Here is a 20,089-nt window from a genome sequence, read left to right as displayed (position 1 = left end):
GGAGATGATCTCCCCGGGCCCTCACCCGTACCGGCTCAAAGCCCTCAGAAGGGCTTGAACTCGTCGTACGCCTGCTCCGCCTCGTCCCGCTCCGCCTGCCGGTCGCGGCGGCGCTGGGCGGCCGGACGCGGCGCCTCCATGCGGTGGTCCTCGCCACGGCGGCCGAGCATCTCGGCGCCCGCCATCATGGTGGGCTCCCAGTCGAAGACGACCGCGTTCTCCTCGGGGCCGATGGCGACGCCGTCGCCGTTGCGCGCACCCGCCTTCATCAGCTGGTCCTCGACGCCGAGGCGGCTGAGCCGGTCGGCGAGGTAGCCGACGGCCTCGTCGTTGTTGAAGTCGGTCTGGCGGACCCAGCGCTCCGGCTTCTCGCCGCGCACGCGGAACAGCGGCTCGCCGTCGACCTCTTCGCGGGTGACGGTGAAGCCCGAGTCGTCCACGGCCTTCGGGCGGATGACGATGCGGGTCGCCTCCTCCTTCGGCTTCGCGGCGCGCGCGGTGCCCACCAGGTCGGCGAGGGCGAAGGACAACTCCTTGAGGCCCTTGTGTGCGACGGCGGAGACCTCGAAGACGCGGTAGCCGCGCTCCTCCAGGTCGGGCCTGACCATCTCGGCGAGGTCCTGGCCGTCGGGCACGTCGATCTTGTTGAGGACGACGAGGCGCGGCCGGTTCTCCAGGCCCGCGCCGTACTCGCGCAGCTCGGCCTCGATGGTGTCGAGGTCGGAGACGGGGTCGCGGTCGGACTCCAGGGTCGCCGTGTCCAGGACGTGCACGAGGACCGAGCAGCGCTCGACGTGGCGCAGGAACTCCAGGCCCAGGCCCTTGCCCTGGCTGGCGCCGGGGATGAGGCCGGGGACGTCGGCGATCGTGTAGACCGTCGCACCGGCCGTGACGACGCCGAGGTTCGGGACAAGCGTCGTGAACGGGTAGTCGGCGATCTTCGGCTTGGCGGCCGAGAGGACGGAGATGAGCGAGGACTTGCCGGCGCTCGGGTAGCCCACCAGGGCGACGTCGGCGACGGTCTTCAGCTCGAGGACGACGTCGCGCAGGTCGCCGGGGACGCCGAGGAGGGCGAAGCCGGGGGCCTTGCGGCGGGCCGAGGCCAGCGCCGCGTTGCCGAGGCCGCCGCGGCCGCCCTGGGCGGCGACGAAGGTCGTGCCCTCGCCGACGAGGTCCGCGAGGACATTGCCCTGCTTGTCGAGGACGACCGTGCCGTCGGGGACGGGCAGGACCAGGTCCTCGCCGTCCTTGCCGGAGCGGTTGCCGCCCTCGCCGGGCTTGCCCGCGGTGGCCTTGCGGTGCGGGGAGTGGTGGTAGTCGAGGAGCGTCGTCACCGACTGGTCCACGACCAGGATGACGTCGCCGCCACGGCCGCCGTTGCCGCCGTCCGGGCCGCCGAGCGGCTTGAACTTCTCACGGTGGACGGAGGCACAGCCGTGGCCTCCGCTACCCGCGGCGACATGCAGTTCGACGCGGTCCACGAAGGTGGTCATTGGTCAGTGCCTCCAGAAACGAACGGATGTTGCTGATACTGCTTCAGCGTGCTGTACCCAGGGACAACACGCGAAAGGCGGACCCGCTTCCCCAGGGGGAAGTGAGGTCCGCCTCGCGAAAAAAGAACTGGTCGGCTACGCCCGTCAGGCGGCGACCGGAACGATGTTCACGACCTTGCGGCCACGGTGGGTACCGAACTCCACCGCACCGGCGTCGAGCGCGAACAGCGTGTCGTCCTTGCCACGACCCACGCCGTTGCCCGGGTGGAAGTGGGTGCCGCGCTGGCGGACCAGGATCTCACCGGCGTTGACGGTCTGGCCGCCGAAGCGCTTCACGCCGAGCCGCTGAGCATTGGAGTCGCGCCCGTTCCGAGTGGACGATGCGCCCTTCTTGTGTGCCATGTCTCAGTCCCTACCCTTACTTCGCAGCCGCGGGGATCTCAGTGACCTTGATCGCCGTGTACTGCTGGCGGTGGCCCTGACGACGGCGGTAGCCGGTCTTGTTCTTGTAGCGAAGGATGTCGATCTTCGCACCCTTGTGGTGGTCCACGACCTCGGCCTGGACCTTGATCCCGGCCAGCACCCACGGGTCGCTGGTCACGGCGTCGCCGTCGACAACGAGCAGCGTAGAGAGCTCTACGGTGTCGCCAACCTTGGCGGTGGGAATCTTGTCAACCTCAACGATGTCGTCGACAGCAACCTTGTGCTGGCGACCACCGCTGCGCACGATGGCGTACACGCGGATCTCTCTTTCGCTCGGAACGGGACCCCCGCAGTCCAGCCGCACGGGTGCGGCCTCTCCGGTCGATCCCAGGGGGATGCGCCCGGAGGAAAAAGGTTTACGGGAGTGCGGCGTCTCGATGGACACGCCGACGGTCAAGATTACGGGTCCGCCCCGACAAGGGTCAAACCGGCCCTTCACGAAGCTCCGAGAAGCACGGCCGGAGGGGCGGGAGAAGGGCGGCGCCCCCGTACAGCGGTGTGCTGTACGGGGGCGCCGGTGCCTCGGACCTCGCCGGATCAGCCCTCGTCGGCCGACGCGGTGACGCCGGACGGCGGCTGCTGACCGGCCGCCGCGGTCTTCTTCGCGGCCGTCTTCTTGGCGGTGGTGGTCTTCGCCGCCTTCTTGGCCGTCGTCTTCTTCGCGGCCGTCTTCTTGGCCGCGGTCTTCTTGGTGGCGGCCTTCTTGGCCGTCGCCTTCTTGGCCGTCTTGCGGGCCGTCTTCTTGGCGGCGGGCGCCTCGTCGGCGGCCTCCGCCCCGGGCTCGGCCTCCGGCGCGTCCTCCGTGGCCGACGGGACGACCAGGACGGCCGCCTCCTCGGACGCGGTCGGCGCGGTGGCCTTGCGGACGGCACGGCGGCGCGGACGCGGCGCGGGAGCCTCCTGCTGCACGGGCTCGGCCTGCACGGGCGCCTCGGCGACCGGCTCCTCGGCCTGGACCGGCTTCGCCGGCTCCGTGACGGTCACCTCGGCGGCCTCCTCGGAGGACGCCTTCGGGGAACCGGCGGGCGCGGACGCCTTGCGCGTGGCACGACGACGCTGACGCGGCGCCGGGGCCTCCTCCTGAGCGGGCTCCGGCTGTACGGGCTCGGCCTCCTTCGGGGCCTCCGCCTCGACGGCCGGCTCCGGCGCGGGGGCCGGGGCGGGCGCCTCGGCGACCACCGGCTCCTTCGGCGCGCCCGCGGGGGCCGACGCCCGGCGCGTGGCGCGGCGGCGCGAACGGCCGCCACGGCTCGCCGCGGCCTCCGCCTCGGCGGCGCTGGAGTACAGCTCCTCGTCCGGGGCGAAGTCGGGCTCGGCCAGCGCCTTGGGGGCGGCGGCCTCGGCGGCGACCTCGGCCTCGGTCTCGACCGGCCCGGCGGTGGTCCGGGCCTCGTGGTCGTGACCCTGGTCGTGGCTGTGCTCGTGAGCGTGGTCGTGGCCGTGGTCGTGGCCCTGCTCGCCGCCGTTGCCACCGCGGCCGCGCTTCTTGCGCTTGCCGCCGGTCGAGCCGCCGGAGACCGGCTGCTCCATGTGGACGATGACGCCGCGCCCGTTGCAGTGCACGCAGGTCTCGGAGAAGGACTCCAGGAGGCCCTGGCCGACGCGCTTGCGGGTCATCTGGACGAGGCCGAGCGAGGTGACCTCGGCGACCTGGTGCTTGGTGCGGTCGCGGCCCAGGCATTCGAGCATGCGGCGCAGGACCAGGTCGCGGTTGGACTCCAGGACCATGTCGATGAAGTCGATGACGACGATGCCGCCCAGGTCGCGCAGGCGCAGCTGGCGCACGATCTCCTCGGCCGCTTCGAGGTTGTTCCTCGTCACGGTCTCTTCGAGGTTGCCGCCCTGACCGGTGAACTTGCCGGTGTTGACGTCGATGACGACCATCGCCTCGGTCTTGTCGATCACGAGGGAGCCGCCGGAGGGCAGCCACACCTTGCGGTCGAGCGCCTTGGCGAGCTGCTCGTCGATCCGGTACGTCGCGAAGACGTCGACCTCGCTGGTCCACCGCTGGAGGCGGTCGGCCAGGTCGGGCGCCACGTGGTTGACGTAGCCGTGGATGGTCTCCCAGGCGTCGTCACCGCTGACGATGACCTTGGAGAAGTCCTCGTTGAAGATGTCGCGCACGACGCGGACCGTCATGTCCGGCTCGCCGTACAGCAGGCTCGGCGACGACGTCGAGATCTGCTTGGACTTCTTCTGGATGTCCTCCCACTGGGCCTGCAGACGCTCGACGTCGCGGCGCAGCTCGTCCTCGCTCGCGCCCTCGGCGGCGGTGCGCACGATGACGCCCGCGTCCTCGGGGACGATCTTCTTGAGGATGGTCTTCAGACGCGCCCGCTCGGTGTCGGGCAGCTTGCGGCTGATGCCGGTCATCGAGCCCTCGGGCACGTAGACCAGGTAGCGGCCGGGCAGCGAGATCTGGCTGGTCAGGCGGGCGCCCTTGTGGCCGATCGGGTCCTTGGTGACCTGCACGAGGACGGACTGGCCGGACTTGAGGGCGGTCTCGATGCGGCGCGGCCCGTTGGCCATGCCGAGCGCCTCGAAGTTGACCTCACCGGCGTAGAGCACCGCATTGCGGCCCTTGCCGATGTCGATGAAGGCGGCCTCCATCGACGGCAGCACGTTCTGGACCTTGCCCAGGTAGACGTTGCCGACGTACGAGGTCGACTGCTCCTTGTTGACGTAGTGCTCGACAAGGATGTCGTCCTCGAGGACGCCGATCTGGGTGCGCTCGCCGTTCTGGCGGACGACCATCACGCGCTCGACGGCCTCGCGGCGCGCCAGGAACTCGGCCTCGGTGATGATCGGGACGCGGCGGCGCCCCTGCTCGCGGCCCTCGCGGCGGCGCTGCTTCTTGGCCTCCAGACGCGTGGAGCCCTTGATGGACTGCACCTCGTCCGAGGAGGTCGACGAGCGCTCACGCTCGGCGAAGCTGTCCTTCTTGCGGGGCTCACGGACCTTGACGACCGTACGCTCCGGGTCGTCGGAGCCGTGCTGCTCGCTCTCGGGCCCGGCGTCACCGGCGCGACGGCGACGACGACGGCGACGACGGCTGCTGCTCGAACCGGAGCCGGAGTTGTCGTCCCGGTCGTCGTGCCCGTGCTGCTCGTCCTGCTCGTCCCGGCCGTCGTGCTCGGCGCCGTCCGTGCTGTCGGCGGTGGCGTCGGCCGTGTCGGCCGCGTCCTGCTCGGCGTCGGCGTCCGGGTCACCGGACTCGTCCTGGTCGTTGTCGGCGTCGGCGGACTCGCCGCGACGACGGCGGCGGCCACCGCGACGGCGGCGGCGGGCCGGACGGTCGCCGTTCTCGTTGTCGTTCTCGTCCTGGTCGTCGCCCGGCTCGTCCGCCTCCGCGGGCTCCTCGGCCGCGACCTGCGCCTCGGCCTCGACGGGCTGCTCGACAGGCTGCTGCTCGTCGCTCGCGCGCCTGCGGCGGCGACGGCGCGGGGCCTGCTCCTCCTCGGCGGCGACGACGGCGGCACCGGCGGCGGGCTCGGCGGCCGCGGGCTTCTCCTCGGCGGCCTCGGCCGCGGCAGCGGCGGCGGCGCGCTCCGGCGTCTGGAACATCGGCTCGGTGAAGACCGGCGCCTGGAAGACGGCGACGGACGGCCGCTTCGGACGGCCCCCGCCCTCTTCCTCGCGGGCGGCCCTGGACGCGGACCGCTGGGCCTTCGGCTCGGCGAAACCGCCGGCGGCCTTGCGGGTGGCACGGCGACGGCCGCGCGGCGCGGCGGCCTCGGGCTGCTCGGCCTGCTCGGGCTGCGCCTCGGCGGGCGCGGCGGGCTCGGCAGCCTCGGCCACGGGCTCGGCGGCCTGGGCCTCCGGGGCGGCGACGGCGCGGGTGGCGCGGCGGCGGGAGCGGCGCGGGGCGGCGTCCTCGGCCGGCTCCCCGGCTGCGGGCTGCTCGGCGACAGGCGCCTCGACGGTCTCCTCGGCGGCCGGGGCCTCGGTGGAGGCGGCGGGCGCGGAGGCCGTACGGGTGGCACGGCGACGGCGGCGCGGCGCGGACTCCTCCGCGGCGGCCTCCGGCTCGGCGGCGGCCGGCGCGGCCTCGGCCGGGGCCTGCGCCTCGGTCTCGGCAGCGGGTGCGGCCGCGGCGCGGGTGGCGCGGCGGCGACGCGGCGCGGGCGCCTCGGCGGCCTCCGGCGCGGAAGCGGGGGCGGCGGGCGCGGCCTCGGTCTCGGCGGTCGGCGCGGCCGCGGCACGCGTGGCGCGGCGACGACGCGGCGCGGGCGCCTCGGCGGCGGGCTCGGCCTCGGCGGCCGGCTGCTCGGGTTCGGCGGCGGGCGCGGCCTGCTCGGTGCTCTGGCCCGGCTCGGCGACCGGCGTCGACACGGCGCGGGTGGCGCGGCGGCGGGAGCGGCGCGGGGCCGGCTCCTCGGCGGCGGGCTCGGCAAGTTCCTGGGCGGACGCGGCGGCGGCGACGGGCTGCACGGTCTCGGCCGTCGCGGTCGCCTCGTCCACCTCCTCCGTCTCGTCCGTCTCCTGCGTCTCGTCCGGCGCGGACGCGGCGGCGGGCGCACCGGCCGGTGCGGAGGCGCGGCGCGTGGCGCGGCGGCGCGGGCGGGCGGCGGGGGCGGCGTCCTGTGCGGGGGCCTCGGCGGCCGGGGACGCGGCGGGCTCGGACTCGGCGTCCGCGGCGGCGGCCGGTATGGCCGGCGCGTTCTCGACGGCGGCCTGTCCGGCGGGCGGGCCCGCGGGACGCGACGCGGCCCGGCGCCTACGGCGCGGGGGCAGGGTGTCGCTGGGGCTGTCCCACTCGGGGCTGGTGGCTTCGTTCTGCTCGGGCATGCGGGTGTGTCTCCCGTCGGCCCCCGGGCGCCGCGCCTCATCCGGATGACCGGTGACGCCTGCGGCTCGCGCGAGTGGCGCGGTGCCGCCGGTCCGGGGCGCGGGCGCCGCACGGGGGCTCTCTGTCTGTTCTCGCCGGTTCCGGTACGCGAGGTACGTACGGCCTGGCGAAAGTCCTTGGGTGGGTGCGCTGCCCGACCCAGGTGGCTCCCGAGTACGAGGGCGGCGCTACGACGACCGCCTTACGCGGGACCTTCCACGGCAGACGCCGTCGCGGCGGCAGCTCCGGCGGCCTCCGGTCGGGGGGCCTGGACTGCCTCGCGGTCGGGCGCGAGCGGGTCGGTCACCGTGCCGGTCTCTTCATCGAAAGGCCCCTGCGCCAGCCTGGTCACCGCTGCGGGGACCGGCGGCGCCAGGTCAGCCACGGCGCGGAGACCGGACAGGACGTCGTCGGGTCGTACGGCAGGCGTCACGTGCCGAACAACCAGCCGCAGTATCGCACAGGCCCGCTCACCGGGCCTATCGACCTGCGCGTCGGCGGCGTCGAGACTGACGACGGCCTCGCGGGCGTCGAACGTGCGGATGCCGTTCTTCGTCCGGCGCTGGACCTCGACGGTCTCCGCCGCGCGGAACGCCTCGGCGGCGCGCGCGGCCTCCTCGACGCTCACACCGTCGAGCCGCAGCTCCCACACGGAGGCGGCGAGCCGGTCGGCGAGGCCCGAGGTACGGGCCTCGACGGCGTCGACGATGTCGAGGCCGACGGGCATCGACTCGTCGAGCAGTTTCCGCAGCGTGTCGGGGTCCCGCTCCGCGGTGAGCGCGATCTCCAGGTACTCGGCCTCACTGCCCGTGCCGGTGGGTGCGGCATTGGCGTACGACACCTTCGGGTGCGGCGTGAACCCGGCCGAGTACGCCATGGGCACCTCGGCGCGGCGCAGGGCCCGCTCGAAGGCGCGCTGGAAGTCTCGGTGGCTGGTGAACCGGAGGCGGCCGCGCTTGGTGTAACGCAGTCGGATGCGCTGCACCGCGGGTGCGGGCGGCGGGCCTACGGGCTGTCGCTTGCCCAGTGTCCTGATCCTTCGTGAGTACGGTCGTGCTGCTTACCAAGACTACGTCCACGTCACTCGTCCGGTTCCCCCAGGACGGGCACTCATGGGCGTACATGGACGTTGACTCTCTCGAAAAGGCAAAATCAGCGCTGTCATCAGCGCCACTACGAGGGGGCTCCTCGCATGATCACGCTCACGAAGGAAGACGGCCCGGCGGACCTGAACGGGGTGACGCACCTGTCCATCGGGGTCTCGTGGGACCCCACCTCCGGGAGCAGCGGCGGCGTCCTGGGCGCACTGCGCCGCAAGCAGGGCACGGACCTGGACCTGATCGCCATCGCGATGCAGGGCGCCGACCCGGTGCGCCTCGCGGGCCTCGACTCGCTCGACCCGCTGGCCAACGGCTCGCTGGTGCACAGCGGTGACAACCAGACGGGCAAGGGCGACGGTGACGACGAGACGGTGACGGTCGAGTTCGCGCGGATCCCGCAGAACATCACGTCGATCGTCTTCATCGCGGCCGCGTTCAAGAAGGGCAGCTCCTTCCAGAAGGCGCGCAATGTCAGCATCAAGGTCTACGACGCGACGGGCGGCAGCAGCCAGCAGGTCGCCGACATCTGGCCCTCGATGCTGAGCACGGACAACGGGTGCGCGGTGGCGAAGGCGGTGCGCGCCCCGGGCGGCGCCTGGAAGCTGCAGGTCATCAATGAGACGGGCAAGATCAAGCAGGGTGACGAGGTCGCCCTGATGCGGTTCGCCGTGAGCAAGTAGCGCGCGGGCACAGGGCGTACGCCGAAGGGGCGGCCGGTTGTGGTCAACCGGCCGCCCCTTCGCGTGCGTAGGCCCTACTTACTTCACGACCGTCAGCGGCAGCAGCTTCTTGCCGGTCGGGCCGACCTGGATGGACGTGTCCATCGCCGGGCAGACACCGCAGTCGAAGCAGGGCGTCCAGCGGCAGTCGTCGACCTCGGTCTCGTCGAGCGAGTCCTGCCAGTCCTCCCAGAGCCAGTCCTTGTCGAGGCCGGAGTCCAGGTGGTCCCAGGGCAGGACCTCTTCGTAGGTGCGCTCGCGCGTCGTGTACCAGTCGACGTCCACGCCGTGCGCGGGCAGCGTCTTCGCGGCGCACTCCATCCAGCGGTCGTAGCTGAAGTGCTCGCGCCAGCCGTCGAAGCGGCCGCCGTCCTCGTAGACCGCGCGGATGACGTCGCCGATGCGGCGGTCGCCACGGGAGAGGAGGCCCTCGACGATGCCGGGCTTGCCGTCGTGGTAGCGGAAGCCGATGGAGCGGCCGTACTTCTTGTCGCCGCGGATCTTGTCGCGGAGCTTGGTGAGCCGGGCGTCCGTCTCCTCGGCGGAGAGCTGCGGCGCCCACTGGAACGGGGTGTGCGGCTTGGGCACGAAGCCGCCGATCGACACCGTGCAGCGGATGTCATTGGCGCCGGAGACCTCGCGGCCCTTCTGGATCACGTTCATCGCCATGTCGGCGATCTGGAGGACGTCCTCGTCGGTCTCGGTGGGCAGGCCGCACATGAAGTACAGCTTCACCTGACGCCATCCGTTGCCGTACGCCGTGGCGACGGTACGGATGAGGTCTTCCTCGCTGACCATCTTGTTGATGACCTTGCGCATGCGCTCACTGCCGCCCTCGGGGGCGAAGGTGAGGCCCGAGCGGCGGCCGTTGCGCGTCAGCTCGTTGGCCAGGTCGACATTGAAGGCGTCGACGCGGGTGGAGGGCAGCGAGAGGCCGATCTTGTCTTCCTCGTACCGGTCCGCGAGGCCCTTGGCGATGTCGCCGATCTCGGTGTGGTCGGCGGAGGAGAGCGAGAGCAGGCCGACCTCCTCGAAACCGGTCGCCTTCAGGCCCTTCTCGACCATTTCGCCGATGCCGGTGATGCTTCGCTCCCGCACGGGGCGCGTGATCATGCCGGCCTGGCAGAAGCGGCAGCCGCGGGTGCAGCCGCGGAAGATCTCGACGGACATCCGCTCGTGGACCGTCTCCGCGAGCGGCACGAGCGGCTGCTTCGGGTACGGCCATTCGTCGAGGTCCATGACGGTGTGCTTGGAGACCCGCCACGGCACGCCCGACTTGTTCGGCACGACGCGGCCGATCCGCCCGTCGGGCAGGTACTCGACGTCGTAGAACGCGGGGACGTAGATGTTGCCGGTCCTCGCGAGGCGGAACAGCACCTCCTCGCGGCCGCCGGGACGGCCCTCGGCCTTCCACGCGCGGATGATCTCGGTCATGTCGAGGACGGCCTGCTCGCCGTCGCCGATGACCGCCGCGTCGATGAAGTCCGCGATCGGCTCCGGGTTGAACGCCGCGTGGCCGCCCGCGAGGACGATCGGGTCGTCGAGCGTACGGTCCCTGGACTCCAGCGGAATGCCGGCCAGGTCGAGCGCGGTCAGCATGTTCGTGTAGCCGAGCTCGGTGGAGAAGCTCAGGCCGAAGACGTCGAACGCCTTGACCGGGCGGTGCGAGTCGACCGTGAACTGCGGCACCTTGTGCTCGCGCATCAGGGCTTCGAGGTCCGGCCAGACGCTGTAGGTGCGCTCGGCGAGGACGCCCTCGCGCTCGTTCAGGACCTCGTAGAGGATCATGACGCCCTGGTTGGGCAGACCGACCTCGTACGCGTCCGGGTACATCAGCGCCCAGCGGACATCGGCGGACTCCCACGGCTTCACCGTGGAGTTGAGTTCTCCGCCGACGTACTGGATCGGCTTCTGCACATGCGGGAGCAGCGCTTCGAGCTGCGGAAACACAGACTCGACCACTTGGGGTGCCGCGGCGGCGGCTTCGGCAGGCATAACCGTGGACCTTTGTGAGCTGGCAGGGGTGACCCTCAAGCCTAACCCGCCGACAAGCGCGGCTTCGCCGCCCGCTTCCACACCTCCGGCAGCGCGCGCTCCCCCTCGGTCGCCGCCGCCTGCTCCTGCCCGTACAGCACACCCCAGGCGAAGGCGGTCTCCCCCGCGGCGTGCGCCTGGATCGCCAGGTCGCGCAGCGCCTCGCGGGCGACGACGGAGTCCTGGTGGTCGCCGAGCAGCGACTGCACCTTCTTGACGCGCTTCGCAAACTTCTTCGACTGCTTGCCGAGCGCGGGGACACCGGTCTCCCCCGCGTAACGGGCTCGTTTGGCCGCCTTGCGGGCGTCGTGCAGGGCGTGGTCGCGGTCGGTGCCGGGTGCGAGGGAGAGGGCGTGCTCGATCCGGGCGGCGAGCCGGGCGTGATCCTTGCGAGCCGCCTTGACCAGCACCTTCGCGGCCGGGCGGTCGGCGGCGGGCAGCAGCGGCGGGTCGGCGAGCAGCGCGTCGAGCGTCTCCAGGAGCGTCAGATAGCGCCTGCCGTCGAGCACGGCGACGGTGCGCCGGCGCGAGCCGAGGCGGCGGGCGACGGCCCAGATCCGCAGCCGCCCGCGGACGGGGCCGAGCAGGAGGGTGCGGGGCAGCGCGTCGATCCGGGCGGTGAGCCGCTCGGTCAGGACCTCCCGGTCACGGTCGACGCCCAGCTCCCCGGCGAGCCATTTCAGCTCCTCCCCGACCGGCCCCGTCACGGCCGGGTCGAGGACCTTCTTGTACGTCTTGAACGCGCTGCGCAGGCGCCGGGTCGCGACCCGCATCTGGTGCACGGCGTCGGGCAGGTCGCGGCGGACGGCGGGGTCGAGGTCGACGAGGGCGTCACGCTGCGCGCGCAGCCGGGCGAGGACGTGCTCCCCGGCGGTGACGGGCTGTGCCTTCGCCGGGGTCTCCGGGCTGCGGATACCCGTCTCGTCCATGGCGCGGGACAGCTTCGACGCGGAGGCGGAGCGTTCGACCCCGGCCTTGCGGAGCCGCTTCTCGACCTTGCCGAGGAACGCCGGGTCGCCGTCGTCGGCCAGCTCGACCTCGATCTCCGTCCACTCGGTGGCCTGCTCGCCGCCGATCCGCTCCGCGCGGACGGCGTCGACGCAGACCTCGGCGAGTACGGTGCCGTCGGCGTCGGCCAGGTGGGTGACGTCGCGGGACGAGCGCAGCCGCACGACGGGGACGAGCTGCGCGCCCCGCACCCGGGACCGCACCAGGCCGGTGAGTGCGCGCGGCACCTCGTCGGAGAGCGGCGCCCGCACCTCGTCCCGCACCCCGTCGGCGACCCCGACCGGCAGCTTCAGATGCCAGCCCGCGTCGTCGCCGCCGGTGCGGCGCCGCAGCGTGATCCGCTGCGCGGCGAGCCGTTGGTCGGGCGTGTCGTAGTACACGGCGTCGAGTTCGACGACGCCTTTCTCGATGACCTCGGCCACGCCCGGCACCTTGTGCAGATCAGGCAGGTGAAAGTCCTCGTCGGGGGCGTCGTACTTCCGCTCGATCTCGCGCTTCGTCTCCGCCATGATTCGAATCTAGACGTCACGTGGGGCCCCGGATAGGGGGCGTGGCGGGGCCCCGGGCCGCGTTCGGTCCTTCGGGGGGCGGTTCTTCGGGTGCGGGTCACGTCGTGGCTGGTCGCGCAGTTCCCCGCGCCCCTGAGATGCGCACTTCGTGCGGCATCTCCCCGGGGAAAGGCTGCGCGCAGCGCATGCCTTCGGGGGCGCGGGGAACTGCGCGACCGGCCACGGTGAACGCGCACCCGCGAGAGAACGGCCACCCGCTACGGCGAAGAGGCGGACAGGGGCGCAGCCCCGTCCCGAAAAACCGGCTAAGCCGACAGCGGTCTTTGCACCCGGATCGACTGCAACAGCCCCACCGCCACCCACACCGCGAACATCGACGACCCTCCGTAGGAGACGAAGGGCAGCGGCAGGCCCGCCACGGGCATGATGCCCAGCGTCATGCCGATGTTCTCGAACGCCTGGAAGGCGAACCAGGCGATGATGCCGGCGGCGACGATCGTGCCGTACAGCTCCGTCGTCTCGCGGGCGATGCGGCAGGCGCGCCAGAGCACAATGCCGAGCAGCAGTATGATCGCGCCCGCTCCGACGAAGCCGAGCTCCTCACCGGCGACGGTGAAGACGAAGTCGGTCTGTTGTTCCGGGACGAACTGGCCCGTCGTCTGGGAGCCGTGGAAGAGGCCCGCGCCGGACAGGCCGCCCGACCCGATCGCGATGCGCGCCTGGTTCGTGTTGTAGCCGACGCCCGCCGGGTCGAGCGCCGGGTTGGCGAACGCGGCGAAGCGGGCGATCTGGTAGTCGTCGAGGACGCCGAGCTGCCATACGGCCACGGCACCCGCCGCGCCGACCCCGATGAGGCCGAGCACCCAGCGGTTGGACGCGCCGGAGGAGAGCAGCACGCCGAGCACGATCATCACCATGACCATGACGGACCCGAGGTCGGGCATCAGCATGACGACGGCCATGGGGACGGCGGCGAGCCCGAGCGCCTGGAGGACGGTCCGGTGGTCGGGGTGGTCCCGGTCACCGGCGTCGACGCGCGCCGCGAGCAGCATCGCCATGCCGAGGATGATCGTGATCTTCACGAACTCGGAGGGCTGGAGCGAGAAGCCGCCGCCGATGATGATCCAGGCGTGCGCCCCGTTGACGGTCGCGCCGAGCGGGGTGAGGACGAGCAGCACCAGGAGGACGGAGATGCCGTAGAGGATCGGGACCGCGCCGCGCAGGGTGCGGTGGCCGAGCCAGATCGTCCCCACCATCAGGGCGAGCCCTATGCCGGTGTTGAGCAGGTGCCGGAGCAGGAAGTAGTACGGGTCGCCCTGGTTGAGCTCGGTGCGGTTGCGCGTCGCCGAGTAGACGAGCGCGGCGCCGATCATCGACAGGGCGAGGGCGGAGAACAGTATCGGCCAGTCGAGGCGCCGCACCATGGAGTCGCGGGCGAGCAGCCGCGACATGGTGGAGCGCTGGGGACCGTACCCGGAGACGGAGAAGCCATTGGTGCCGGCCATGCGGGTCAGTCCCTTCTGCCGTACGCGCCCGCGGCGGGGGCGCCCGCCAGTTGCTGCTGCTCGGGCGGCACTTCCTTCTGCGGCTTGTACGGCTTGATCTCCGGGGCGTCGATCGAGCCGTCCCGGTCGATCTTCGGCAGCGCGGTCTGCGGCTGGGGAAGCAGCGCCTTCTTGAGGTCCTGCTTGCCGTTGCTGTCGAGCCCGTACATGGCGTCGTAGATCTTGCGGACGGCGGGCCCGGACGCGCCGGAGCCCGTACCGCCCTGGGAGATCGTCATGACGATCGAGTAGTCCTTGGTGTACGTGGCGAACCACGAGGTGGTCTGCTTGCCGTAGACCTCGGCCGTACCGGTCTTGGCGTGCATGGGGATCTTGTCCTGCGGCCAGTTCTGGAAGCGCCAGGCGGCGGTTCCGCGGGTCGCCACGCCCGCGAGGGCCGAGTCGATCTGGTCGCGGGTCTTGTGGCTCATGGGGAGCTTGCCGTTGGACTGCGGCTTGATCTCGCTGACCTGCTTGCCGTCGGCGCTGACGACGGCCTTGCCGACCTCGGGCCGGTGCAGGGTGCCGCCGTTGGAGATGGCGGCGTAGATCGACGCCATCTGTATCGGCGTGACGAGGGTGTCGCCCTGGCCGATGGAGTAGTTGACGGCGTCACCGGCGCGCATGAGGTTGCCTTCGAGGCAGTTCTCGTAGTTCAGCTTCTGGACGTAGTCGCCGTCCTTCTTGCCGGACTTGCACCAGGAGTCCTTGTTGGCCTTCCAGAACCGCTGCTTCCACTGGCGGTCGGGGACCCGGCCGGTGACCTCGTTGGGCAGGTCGATGCCGGTCTCCTTGCCGAGGCCGAACTGGTGGGCGGTCTTGTAGAACCAGTCCTGGGTGTCCTTGTTGCCCCGGAGGCCGCCGTCCTTCTTCCACTCGTTGTGCGCGAGGCCGTAGAAGACGGTGTCGCAGGAGACCTCCAGGGCGCGGCCCAGGCTGATCGACCCGTGGTCCGCCGACTCGAAGTTCTTGAAGACCTGGCCGCCGATCGAGTACGAGCTGGTGCACGGGTAGCTCCCGTTGAACTCGTAACCGGCCTTGACCGCCGCCGACGTCGAGACGACCTTGAAGATCGAGCCGGGGGCCGCCTGGCCCTGGATGGCCCGGTTCAGGAGCGGGTAGTTGGACTTCTTGCCGGTGAGGTCGGCGTAGTCCTTGCCGGAGATGCCGCCGACCCAGGCGTTCGGGTCGTAGGCCGGGTTGGAGGCCATGGCGACGACGCGGCCGGTCTTGGCCTCCAGGACCACGACGGCGCCGGAGTCGGCCTTGTAGTTCGTCCCGGTGTTCTTGTCGAACTCCTTGCGGGCGGTCTTCATCGCCTCGTTCAGCTCGTACTCGGCGACGGCCTGCACGCGTGCGTCTATCGACGTGACGACGTTCGCCCCGGCCTCCGCCTTGTCGCTGTCGGCGCGGCCGATGACGCGGCCGAGGTTGTCGACCTCGTACCGGGTGACGCCCGCCTTGCCGCGCAGCTCCTTGTCGTACGTGCGCTCGAGGCCGGAGCGGCCGACCTGGTCGGAGCGCAGGTACGGCGAGTCGGAGTCCTTGGCCTTCTCGATCTCCGCGTCGGTGACCGGGGAGAGGTAGCCGAGGACCTGTGCGGTGTTGGAGCCGCCGGGGCCCGCGTAGCGGCGTACGGCGGTCGGTTCGGCGGTGATGCCGGGGAAGTCCTCGCTGCGCTCGCGGATCTGCAGCGCCTGCTTGGGCGTGGCCTCGTCGGTGATCGGGATGGGCTGGTACGGGGACCCGTTCCAGCAGGGCTGCGGCGTCTTGGCGTCGCACAGCCGGACCTTCTCCTCGACCTCCTTGGCCTTGAGGCCGAGGACGGCGGCGAGCTTGGCGAGGACCGCCTTGCCGTCGTCCTTCATCTTCATGAGGTCGGTGCGGGAGGCGGAGACCACGAGCCGGGTCTCGTTGTCCGCGATGGGCACGCCGCGGGCGTCGAGGATCGAGCCGCGGGTGGCCGGGCTGACGACCTGCTGCACGTGGTTGCCGGAGGCTTCCTTCGCGTACTCGTCGCCGTTGCGGATCTGGAGGTACCAGAGGCGGCCGCCGAGGGTCAGCAGGAGGGAGAGGACGAGGATCTGAAGGACGATGAGCCGGATCTGGACGCGCGGCGTCCGGCCCGTCTCGGGGATGTTGGTCACGGTGGCGGGCTCCCCCTCTCAGTACGAGTACGAGTACGTGTACACCTGGAAGCTGTGCGCCAAGTGCCTGGGCGGCAGCGGGTTCACAGGCGCTTGACCCCCTTGATGCGCCCGGCACGGGCGGCGCGCGCCTTGGCGGTCTTCATGCGCAGCCCGCCGCGCTGGTTGCCGATGCGCAGCCCGGTGCCGGCGGAGAGCCAGCCGGCGGAGACGTCGGCGGTCTTGGCGGAGCCGCCGGAGGTCTCGGCGAGCGGATCGTGCTCGGCGCGTCTGGCGAGCGCCATCACGCCGGGGACGACGAAGGGCGCGAGCAGCAGGTCGTAGAGCGCGGCGGTGAACAGCAGGGAGCCGAGGCCGACGTGGCGGGCGGCGGTGTCGCCGACGAGGGCGCCGACGCCCGCGTACAGCAGGGTCGTGCCGATGGCGGCGCCGACGACGACGAGCATGGGGCCCGCGGCCGAGCGCAGCTTCCCGTTGTCCGGCTTGGCGAGGCCCGCGAGGTAGCCGATCACGCAGAGCACCAGGGCGTAGCGCCCGGCTGCGTGGTCGGCGGGCGGGGCGAGGTCGGCGAGCAGGCCGGCCCCGAAGCCGACGAGGGCGCCGCCCGTGTGCCCGTAGACCAGGGCGAGGCCGAGGACGGTCAGGAGCAGCAAGTCCGGTACGGCGCCGGGCAGTTGGAGCCGGGCCAGAACACAGACCTGGATGACGAGGGCGACGACGACGAGGCTGACGGAGAGCAGCATCCGGTTGAAGCGCATGGTTGTTGCTCCTCCTACTCGAAGCCGTTGCCGGCGGCGCCGTCCGCGGGCGCGGACGGGGTGACGGTGACGGTGACCGTCGGCGCGGGCTTGGGCTTGGCGGGCTTGGACGGCAGGACCGTGTCGCGCGGGTCGGAGCGCGGGGGCTGCACGACGACGCCGACGATGTCGAGTTTGGTGAACCCGACGTAGGGCTGCACGTAGACGGTACGGGTCAGGTCGCCGCCGGACGGATCGACGCGGACGACCGTGCCGACGGGCACGCCGGGCACGAACGGCTTGTCGGCCTGGGAGCCGAAGGTGACGAGCCGGTCGCCCTTCTTGACCTTGGCCTTGCCGTTGAGCAGCTGGACGCGGAGCGGGCGGTCGCCCTGCCCGGAGGTGAAGCCCAGCTCGTCGGTCTTCTCCATGCGGGTGCCGACGGTGAAGTCGGGGTCGTTGGCGAGCAGCACCGTGGCCGTGTCGGGGCCGACGGTGGTGACGCGGCCGACGAGCCCGTCCCCGTTGAGCACCGTCATGTCGCGCTTGAGGCCGTCGTTGGCTCCCGCGTCGATCGTGACGGTCCAGGAGAAGCCCTGCGCCGACCCTATGGCGATGACCTGGGCGCCCTTGATGCCGTACTGGCCGGCGCCCGCCGTCTTCAGCATGGTGTCGAGCTGGCGGATCTTGCTCCGGTTGCGGTCGTCGCTGCCGAGCTTGGCCTTCAACGCGGCGTTCTCGCGCTCCAGTTGGCTGATGCGGTCGTGCCGCTCGCCGGAGTCGCGGACCGCGCCGATGGCGTTGCCGATGGGGTCGACCGCACCGGCGACGCCGCTCTCCACCGGGCCGAAGACCTTGGCGGCGGCCTGGCGGGCACCGTCGACCGGCGAGTCCTCACCGCCGCGGATGTCCATCGTGATCAGTGCGAACGCGATGGCGACCAGCAGCACCAGGAGCAGCCGGCTCTCTCGTGTGTCCCTCACGTGCGGCGGCGTGCCTTCCTCGAGCGAATTCTGGGTGATTCTGCGGATTTATGCTCTGCCTATATATCAACGATCCGCCGCACGAAGTGGCAGGCACTCGTACGGCGGACCGCCCTTTCGGGTGTACGCACCCGGCTATCTGCGGGGCGAGGCGTCCAGCACCTGCTGGAGCGCCTCGAACTCCTCCACGCACTTGCCGGAGCCGAGCGCCACGCTGTCCAGCGGGTCCTCGGCGATGTGGATCGGCATGCCGGTCTCGCGGCGCAGCCGCTCGTCGAGGCCGCGCAGCAGGGCGCCGCCGCCGGTCAGCACGATGCCGCGGTCCATGACGTCGCCGGACAGCTCCGGCGGACACTTGTCGAGGGTGGTCTTGACCGCGTCCACGATCGCGTTGACCGGTTCCTCGATGGCCTTGCGGACCTCCGCCGCCGAGATGACGACGGTCTTGGGCAGCCCGGACACGAGGTCGCGGCCGCGGATCTCGGTGTGTTCGTCGGAGTCGAGGTCGTACGCGGAGCCGATGGTGATCTTGATCTGTTCGGCGGTGCGCTCACCGAGGAGGAGCGAGTACTCCTTCTTGATGTGCTGGATGATCGCGTTGTCCAGCTCGTCGCCCGCGACGCGGATGGACTGTGCCGTGACGATTCCGCCGAGCGAGATGACCGCGACCTCGGTGGTGCCGCCGCCGATGTCGACCACCATGTTGCCGGTGGCCTCGTGGACCGGGAGGCCGGAGCCGATGGCGGCCGCCATGGGCTCCTCGATGATGTGCACCTGGCGGGCACCGGCCTGCGAGGAGGCCTCGATGACCGCGCGGCGCTCGACGCCGGTGATGCCGGACGGCACGCACACGACCACCCGGGGGCGGGCGAGGTAGCGCCGCTTGTGGATCTTCAGGATGAAGTAGCGGAGCATCCGCTCGGTGATCTCGAAGTCGGCGATCACGCCGTCCTTCAGGGGACGCACCGCCACGATGTTGCCCGGCGTACGGCCGATCATCTTCTTGGCTTCGGCACCGACCGCGAGGATGCCACCGGTATTGGTGTTGATCGCGACCACGGACGGCTCGTTGAGCACGATTCCTCGACCCCTGACGTACACCAGCGTGTTGGCGGTCCCGAGGTCGACAGCCATGTCACGGCCGATGAACGACATTGAGTTCCCCATCAGGATTCGTCTGGCCTTCCCAAGTGGAGCGTTTGATTGCTTGTCAGGTAGGCGAGAGGTGGACGCGTGTGGCGTGGAGGCTTCCATCGTAGTCTCGCCTGCACGGGCACGGCGCGAGGGTCTTCGCCATTGTCAGCAGATGAACCCCCGCCCCGCTAATGGGGACGTGCCGATGGAGGGTTGCGTTCCCCCGATCGGGCCGCATATGCCAAAGAGCGGCCCAATTTCTCGGGCCGCTCCAGGTCAGTCGCGGCAGGCGACTGACGAGGCGTCAGAAAGTTGTTACGGGCCGTCTCAAGGGGCGAGACCGGACCGCCCGAACAGGGCTCAGACCAGGCCCGGGAAGAAAATCTTCAGCTCGCGCGCGGCGGACTCCTCCGAGTCCGAGGCGTGGATCAGGTTCTCCCGGACGATGACACCGAAGTCGCCGCGGATCGAACCCGGGGCCGCCGCGATCGGGTCCGTCGGACCCGCCAACTGGCGTACACCCTCGATCACGCGCTCACCCTCGACGACGAGGGCGACGACCGGGCCCGACGACATGAACGCGACCAGCGGCTCGTAGAACGGCTTGCCCTGGTGCTCGCCGTAGTGCTGCTCCAGCGTCTCCTGGCTCAGGCTGCGCAGCTCCAGGGCGCTGATCGTCCAGCCCGCCTTGCGCTCGATACGGCCGACGATCTCGCCGATCAGGCCGCGGCGGACCGCGTCGGGCTTGAGCAGGACGAGCGTGCGCTGGGTCATGTTGGCTGGACTCCTTGTGCGGCCTGTTGGTGCGGTGCGCCCGAGATTACAGGCCACGCGCCGTGCCCCTGCCGGGAGGTTGCCGGGTGCGGGTCTCGTTGAGGCTGGTCGCGCAGTTCCCCGCGCCCCTGGAGCATGCGGCTTCGCCGCAGCTCCCCAGGAGGAATGCCGCACGTAGTGCGCATTCCAGGGGCGCGGGGAACTGCGGGACCCGCCACGACGCAACCCGCACCCCGCGACGGACAGTCGCTACGCGGCGCTGGATCCCTGCTCTGCCCAGCGGGCCTTCGCCTCGTCGATCTTCCGACCGAAATGGACCGAGGCCCACCAAAGGGCGGCGAACACGACCCCCATGAAGAACATCAGCGGCACCCAGAACCCGCTCAGGACCAAGGCGACCTGAAGCGCCCACCCCGCCTGCACACCCCCGGGCCGCGACAGCACACCGCACAGCAGCACGCTCACCACCATGGCCACCCCGCACACCGTCCACACCACACCGGAGGACAGGTCAGGGTCCTTCATCGCCACGAGCCCGGCGAACCCGATGACGAAGAACTCACCGATCAGGGTCGAGGAACACAACGTACGCACAG

Annotated in this window: 15 protein-coding genes; 1 reads left to right on the top strand and 14 read right to left on the bottom strand. The window is 71.3% G+C overall.

Annotation, left to right across the window (positions count from 1 at the left end; translation table 11 throughout):
• Positions 1-44: 44 nt before the first annotated feature.
• The 5 genes from obgE to C1N81_RS29580 all read right to left on the bottom strand — a co-directional run bounded on the left by obgE (position 45) and on the right by C1N81_RS29580 (position 7,789).
• Positions 45-1,493, bottom strand: a complete 1,449-nt coding sequence (obgE, locus tag C1N81_RS29600; RefSeq protein ID WP_394434161.1) for a GTPase ObgE — start codon at positions 1,491-1,493, stop codon at positions 45-47.
• A 144-nt stretch (positions 1,494-1,637) separates the two neighbouring features.
• The gene (gene rpmA / locus C1N81_RS29595) at positions 1,638-1,895 is read right to left on the bottom strand and encodes a 50S ribosomal protein L27 (RefSeq protein ID WP_026245994.1); all 258 of its coding nucleotides are present in this window, start codon (positions 1,893-1,895) and stop codon (positions 1,638-1,640) included.
• 16 nt (positions 1,896-1,911) lie between these two features.
• Positions 1,912-2,232 (bottom strand): 50S ribosomal protein L21, encoded by a 321-nt coding sequence (gene rplU / locus C1N81_RS29590; protein ID WP_361075264.1) that lies wholly within the window; start codon positions 2,230-2,232, stop codon positions 1,912-1,914.
• Between the two features lie 281 nt (positions 2,233-2,513).
• The gene (locus tag C1N81_RS29585) at positions 2,514-6,764 is read right to left on the bottom strand and encodes an Rne/Rng family ribonuclease (RefSeq protein WP_394434159.1); all 4,251 of its coding nucleotides are present in this window, start codon (positions 6,762-6,764) and stop codon (positions 2,514-2,516) included.
• A 242-nt stretch (positions 6,765-7,006) separates the two neighbouring features.
• On the bottom strand, positions 7,007-7,789 hold the full coding sequence (locus C1N81_RS29580) for a TIGR03936 family radical SAM-associated protein (protein WP_394434157.1): 783 nt from the start codon (positions 7,787-7,789) through the stop codon (positions 7,007-7,009).
• Positions 7,790-7,996: 207 nt separating this feature from the next.
• Between C1N81_RS29580 and C1N81_RS29575 the strand changes: the two genes are divergently transcribed.
• Positions 7,997-8,584: a TerD family protein gene (locus tag C1N81_RS29575; protein ID WP_394434155.1), complete on the top strand. Its 588-nt coding sequence runs from the start codon at positions 7,997-7,999 to the stop codon at positions 8,582-8,584.
• Between the two features lie 78 nt (positions 8,585-8,662).
• Here C1N81_RS29575 and C1N81_RS29570 read toward each other — a convergent pair whose 3' ends face one another.
• From C1N81_RS29570 to C1N81_RS29530, 9 genes are all read right to left on the bottom strand, one after another.
• Positions 8,663-10,618, bottom strand: coding sequence for a TIGR03960 family B12-binding radical SAM protein (locus tag C1N81_RS29570; protein WP_394434153.1), 1,956 nt, complete (start codon positions 10,616-10,618; stop codon positions 8,663-8,665).
• 41 nt (positions 10,619-10,659) lie between these two features.
• Complete coding sequence (locus tag C1N81_RS29565) at positions 10,660-12,174, bottom strand: CYTH and CHAD domain-containing protein (RefSeq protein ID WP_394434151.1); 1,515 nt, start codon at positions 12,172-12,174, stop codon at positions 10,660-10,662.
• 305 nt (positions 12,175-12,479) lie between these two features.
• Positions 12,480-13,679, bottom strand: coding sequence for a rod shape-determining protein RodA (gene rodA, locus C1N81_RS29560; protein WP_394434149.1), 1,200 nt, complete (start codon positions 13,677-13,679; stop codon positions 12,480-12,482).
• Between the two features lie 5 nt (positions 13,680-13,684).
• Positions 13,685-15,865, bottom strand: coding sequence for a penicillin-binding protein 2 (gene mrdA / locus C1N81_RS29555; RefSeq protein WP_394434147.1), 2,181 nt, complete (start codon positions 15,863-15,865; stop codon positions 13,685-13,687).
• A gap of 83 nt (positions 15,866-15,948) precedes the next feature.
• Positions 15,949-16,623 carry a rod shape-determining protein MreD gene (gene mreD / locus C1N81_RS29550; RefSeq protein WP_394434145.1) on the bottom strand — a complete coding sequence of 225 codons (675 nt, stop codon included), beginning with the start codon at positions 16,621-16,623 and terminating at the stop codon, positions 15,949-15,951.
• A gap of 14 nt (positions 16,624-16,637) precedes the next feature.
• Entirely contained in the window at positions 16,638-17,585 is a 948-nt protein-coding gene (gene mreC / locus C1N81_RS29545) for a rod shape-determining protein MreC (protein ID WP_394434143.1), read from the bottom strand.
• A gap of 135 nt (positions 17,586-17,720) precedes the next feature.
• Positions 17,721-18,740 carry a rod shape-determining protein gene (locus C1N81_RS29540; protein ID WP_018531437.1) on the bottom strand — a complete coding sequence of 340 codons (1,020 nt, stop codon included), beginning with the start codon at positions 18,738-18,740 and terminating at the stop codon, positions 17,721-17,723.
• Between the two features lie 339 nt (positions 18,741-19,079).
• Entirely contained in the window at positions 19,080-19,493 is a 414-nt protein-coding gene (gene ndk, locus C1N81_RS29535) for a nucleoside-diphosphate kinase (RefSeq protein ID WP_394434141.1), read from the bottom strand.
• Between the two features lie 249 nt (positions 19,494-19,742).
• Positions 19,743-20,087, bottom strand: coding sequence for a DUF4233 domain-containing protein (locus C1N81_RS29530; RefSeq protein WP_394434139.1), 345 nt, complete (start codon positions 20,085-20,087; stop codon positions 19,743-19,745).
• Positions 20,088-20,089 lie beyond the last annotated feature (2 nt).

Source organism: Streptomyces sp. SGAir0957 (assembly GCF_043523415.1).
The sequence above is the reverse complement of the archived record's forward strand: the minus strand, read 5'-3'. Positions and strand labels throughout refer to the sequence as shown.

What these genes read in the sequence shown, in the direction of transcription:
- mreD (WP_394434145.1), bottom strand. Translation starts at nt 16,623, where the DNA reads ATGCGCTTCAACCGGATGCTGCTCTCCGTCAGCCTCGTCGTCGTCGCC.
- C1N81_RS29585 (WP_394434159.1), bottom strand. Translation starts at nt 6,764, where the DNA reads ATGCCCGAGCAGAACGAAGCCACCAGCCCCGAGTGGGACAGCCCCAGC.
- rodA (WP_394434149.1), bottom strand. Translation starts at nt 13,679, where the DNA reads ATGGCCGGCACCAATGGCTTCTCCGTCTCCGGGTACGGTCCCCAGCGC.
- C1N81_RS29570 (WP_394434153.1), bottom strand. Translation starts at nt 10,618, where the DNA reads ATGCCTGCCGAAGCCGCCGCCGCGGCACCCCAAGTGGTCGAGTCTGTG.
- C1N81_RS29565 (WP_394434151.1), bottom strand. Translation starts at nt 12,174, where the DNA reads ATGGCGGAGACGAAGCGCGAGATCGAGCGGAAGTACGACGCCCCCGAC.
- C1N81_RS29575 (WP_394434155.1), top strand. Translation starts at nt 7,997, where the DNA reads ATGATCACGCTCACGAAGGAAGACGGCCCGGCGGACCTGAACGGGGTG.
- ndk (WP_394434141.1), bottom strand. Translation starts at nt 19,493, where the DNA reads ATGACCCAGCGCACGCTCGTCCTGCTCAAGCCCGACGCGGTCCGCCGC.
- obgE (WP_394434161.1), bottom strand. Translation starts at nt 1,493, where the DNA reads ATGACCACCTTCGTGGACCGCGTCGAACTGCATGTCGCCGCGGGTAGC.
- C1N81_RS29540 (WP_018531437.1), bottom strand. Translation starts at nt 18,740, where the DNA reads ATGTCGTTCATCGGCCGTGACATGGCTGTCGACCTCGGGACCGCCAAC.
- rpmA (WP_026245994.1), bottom strand. Translation starts at nt 1,895, where the DNA reads ATGGCACACAAGAAGGGCGCATCGTCCACTCGGAACGGGCGCGACTCC.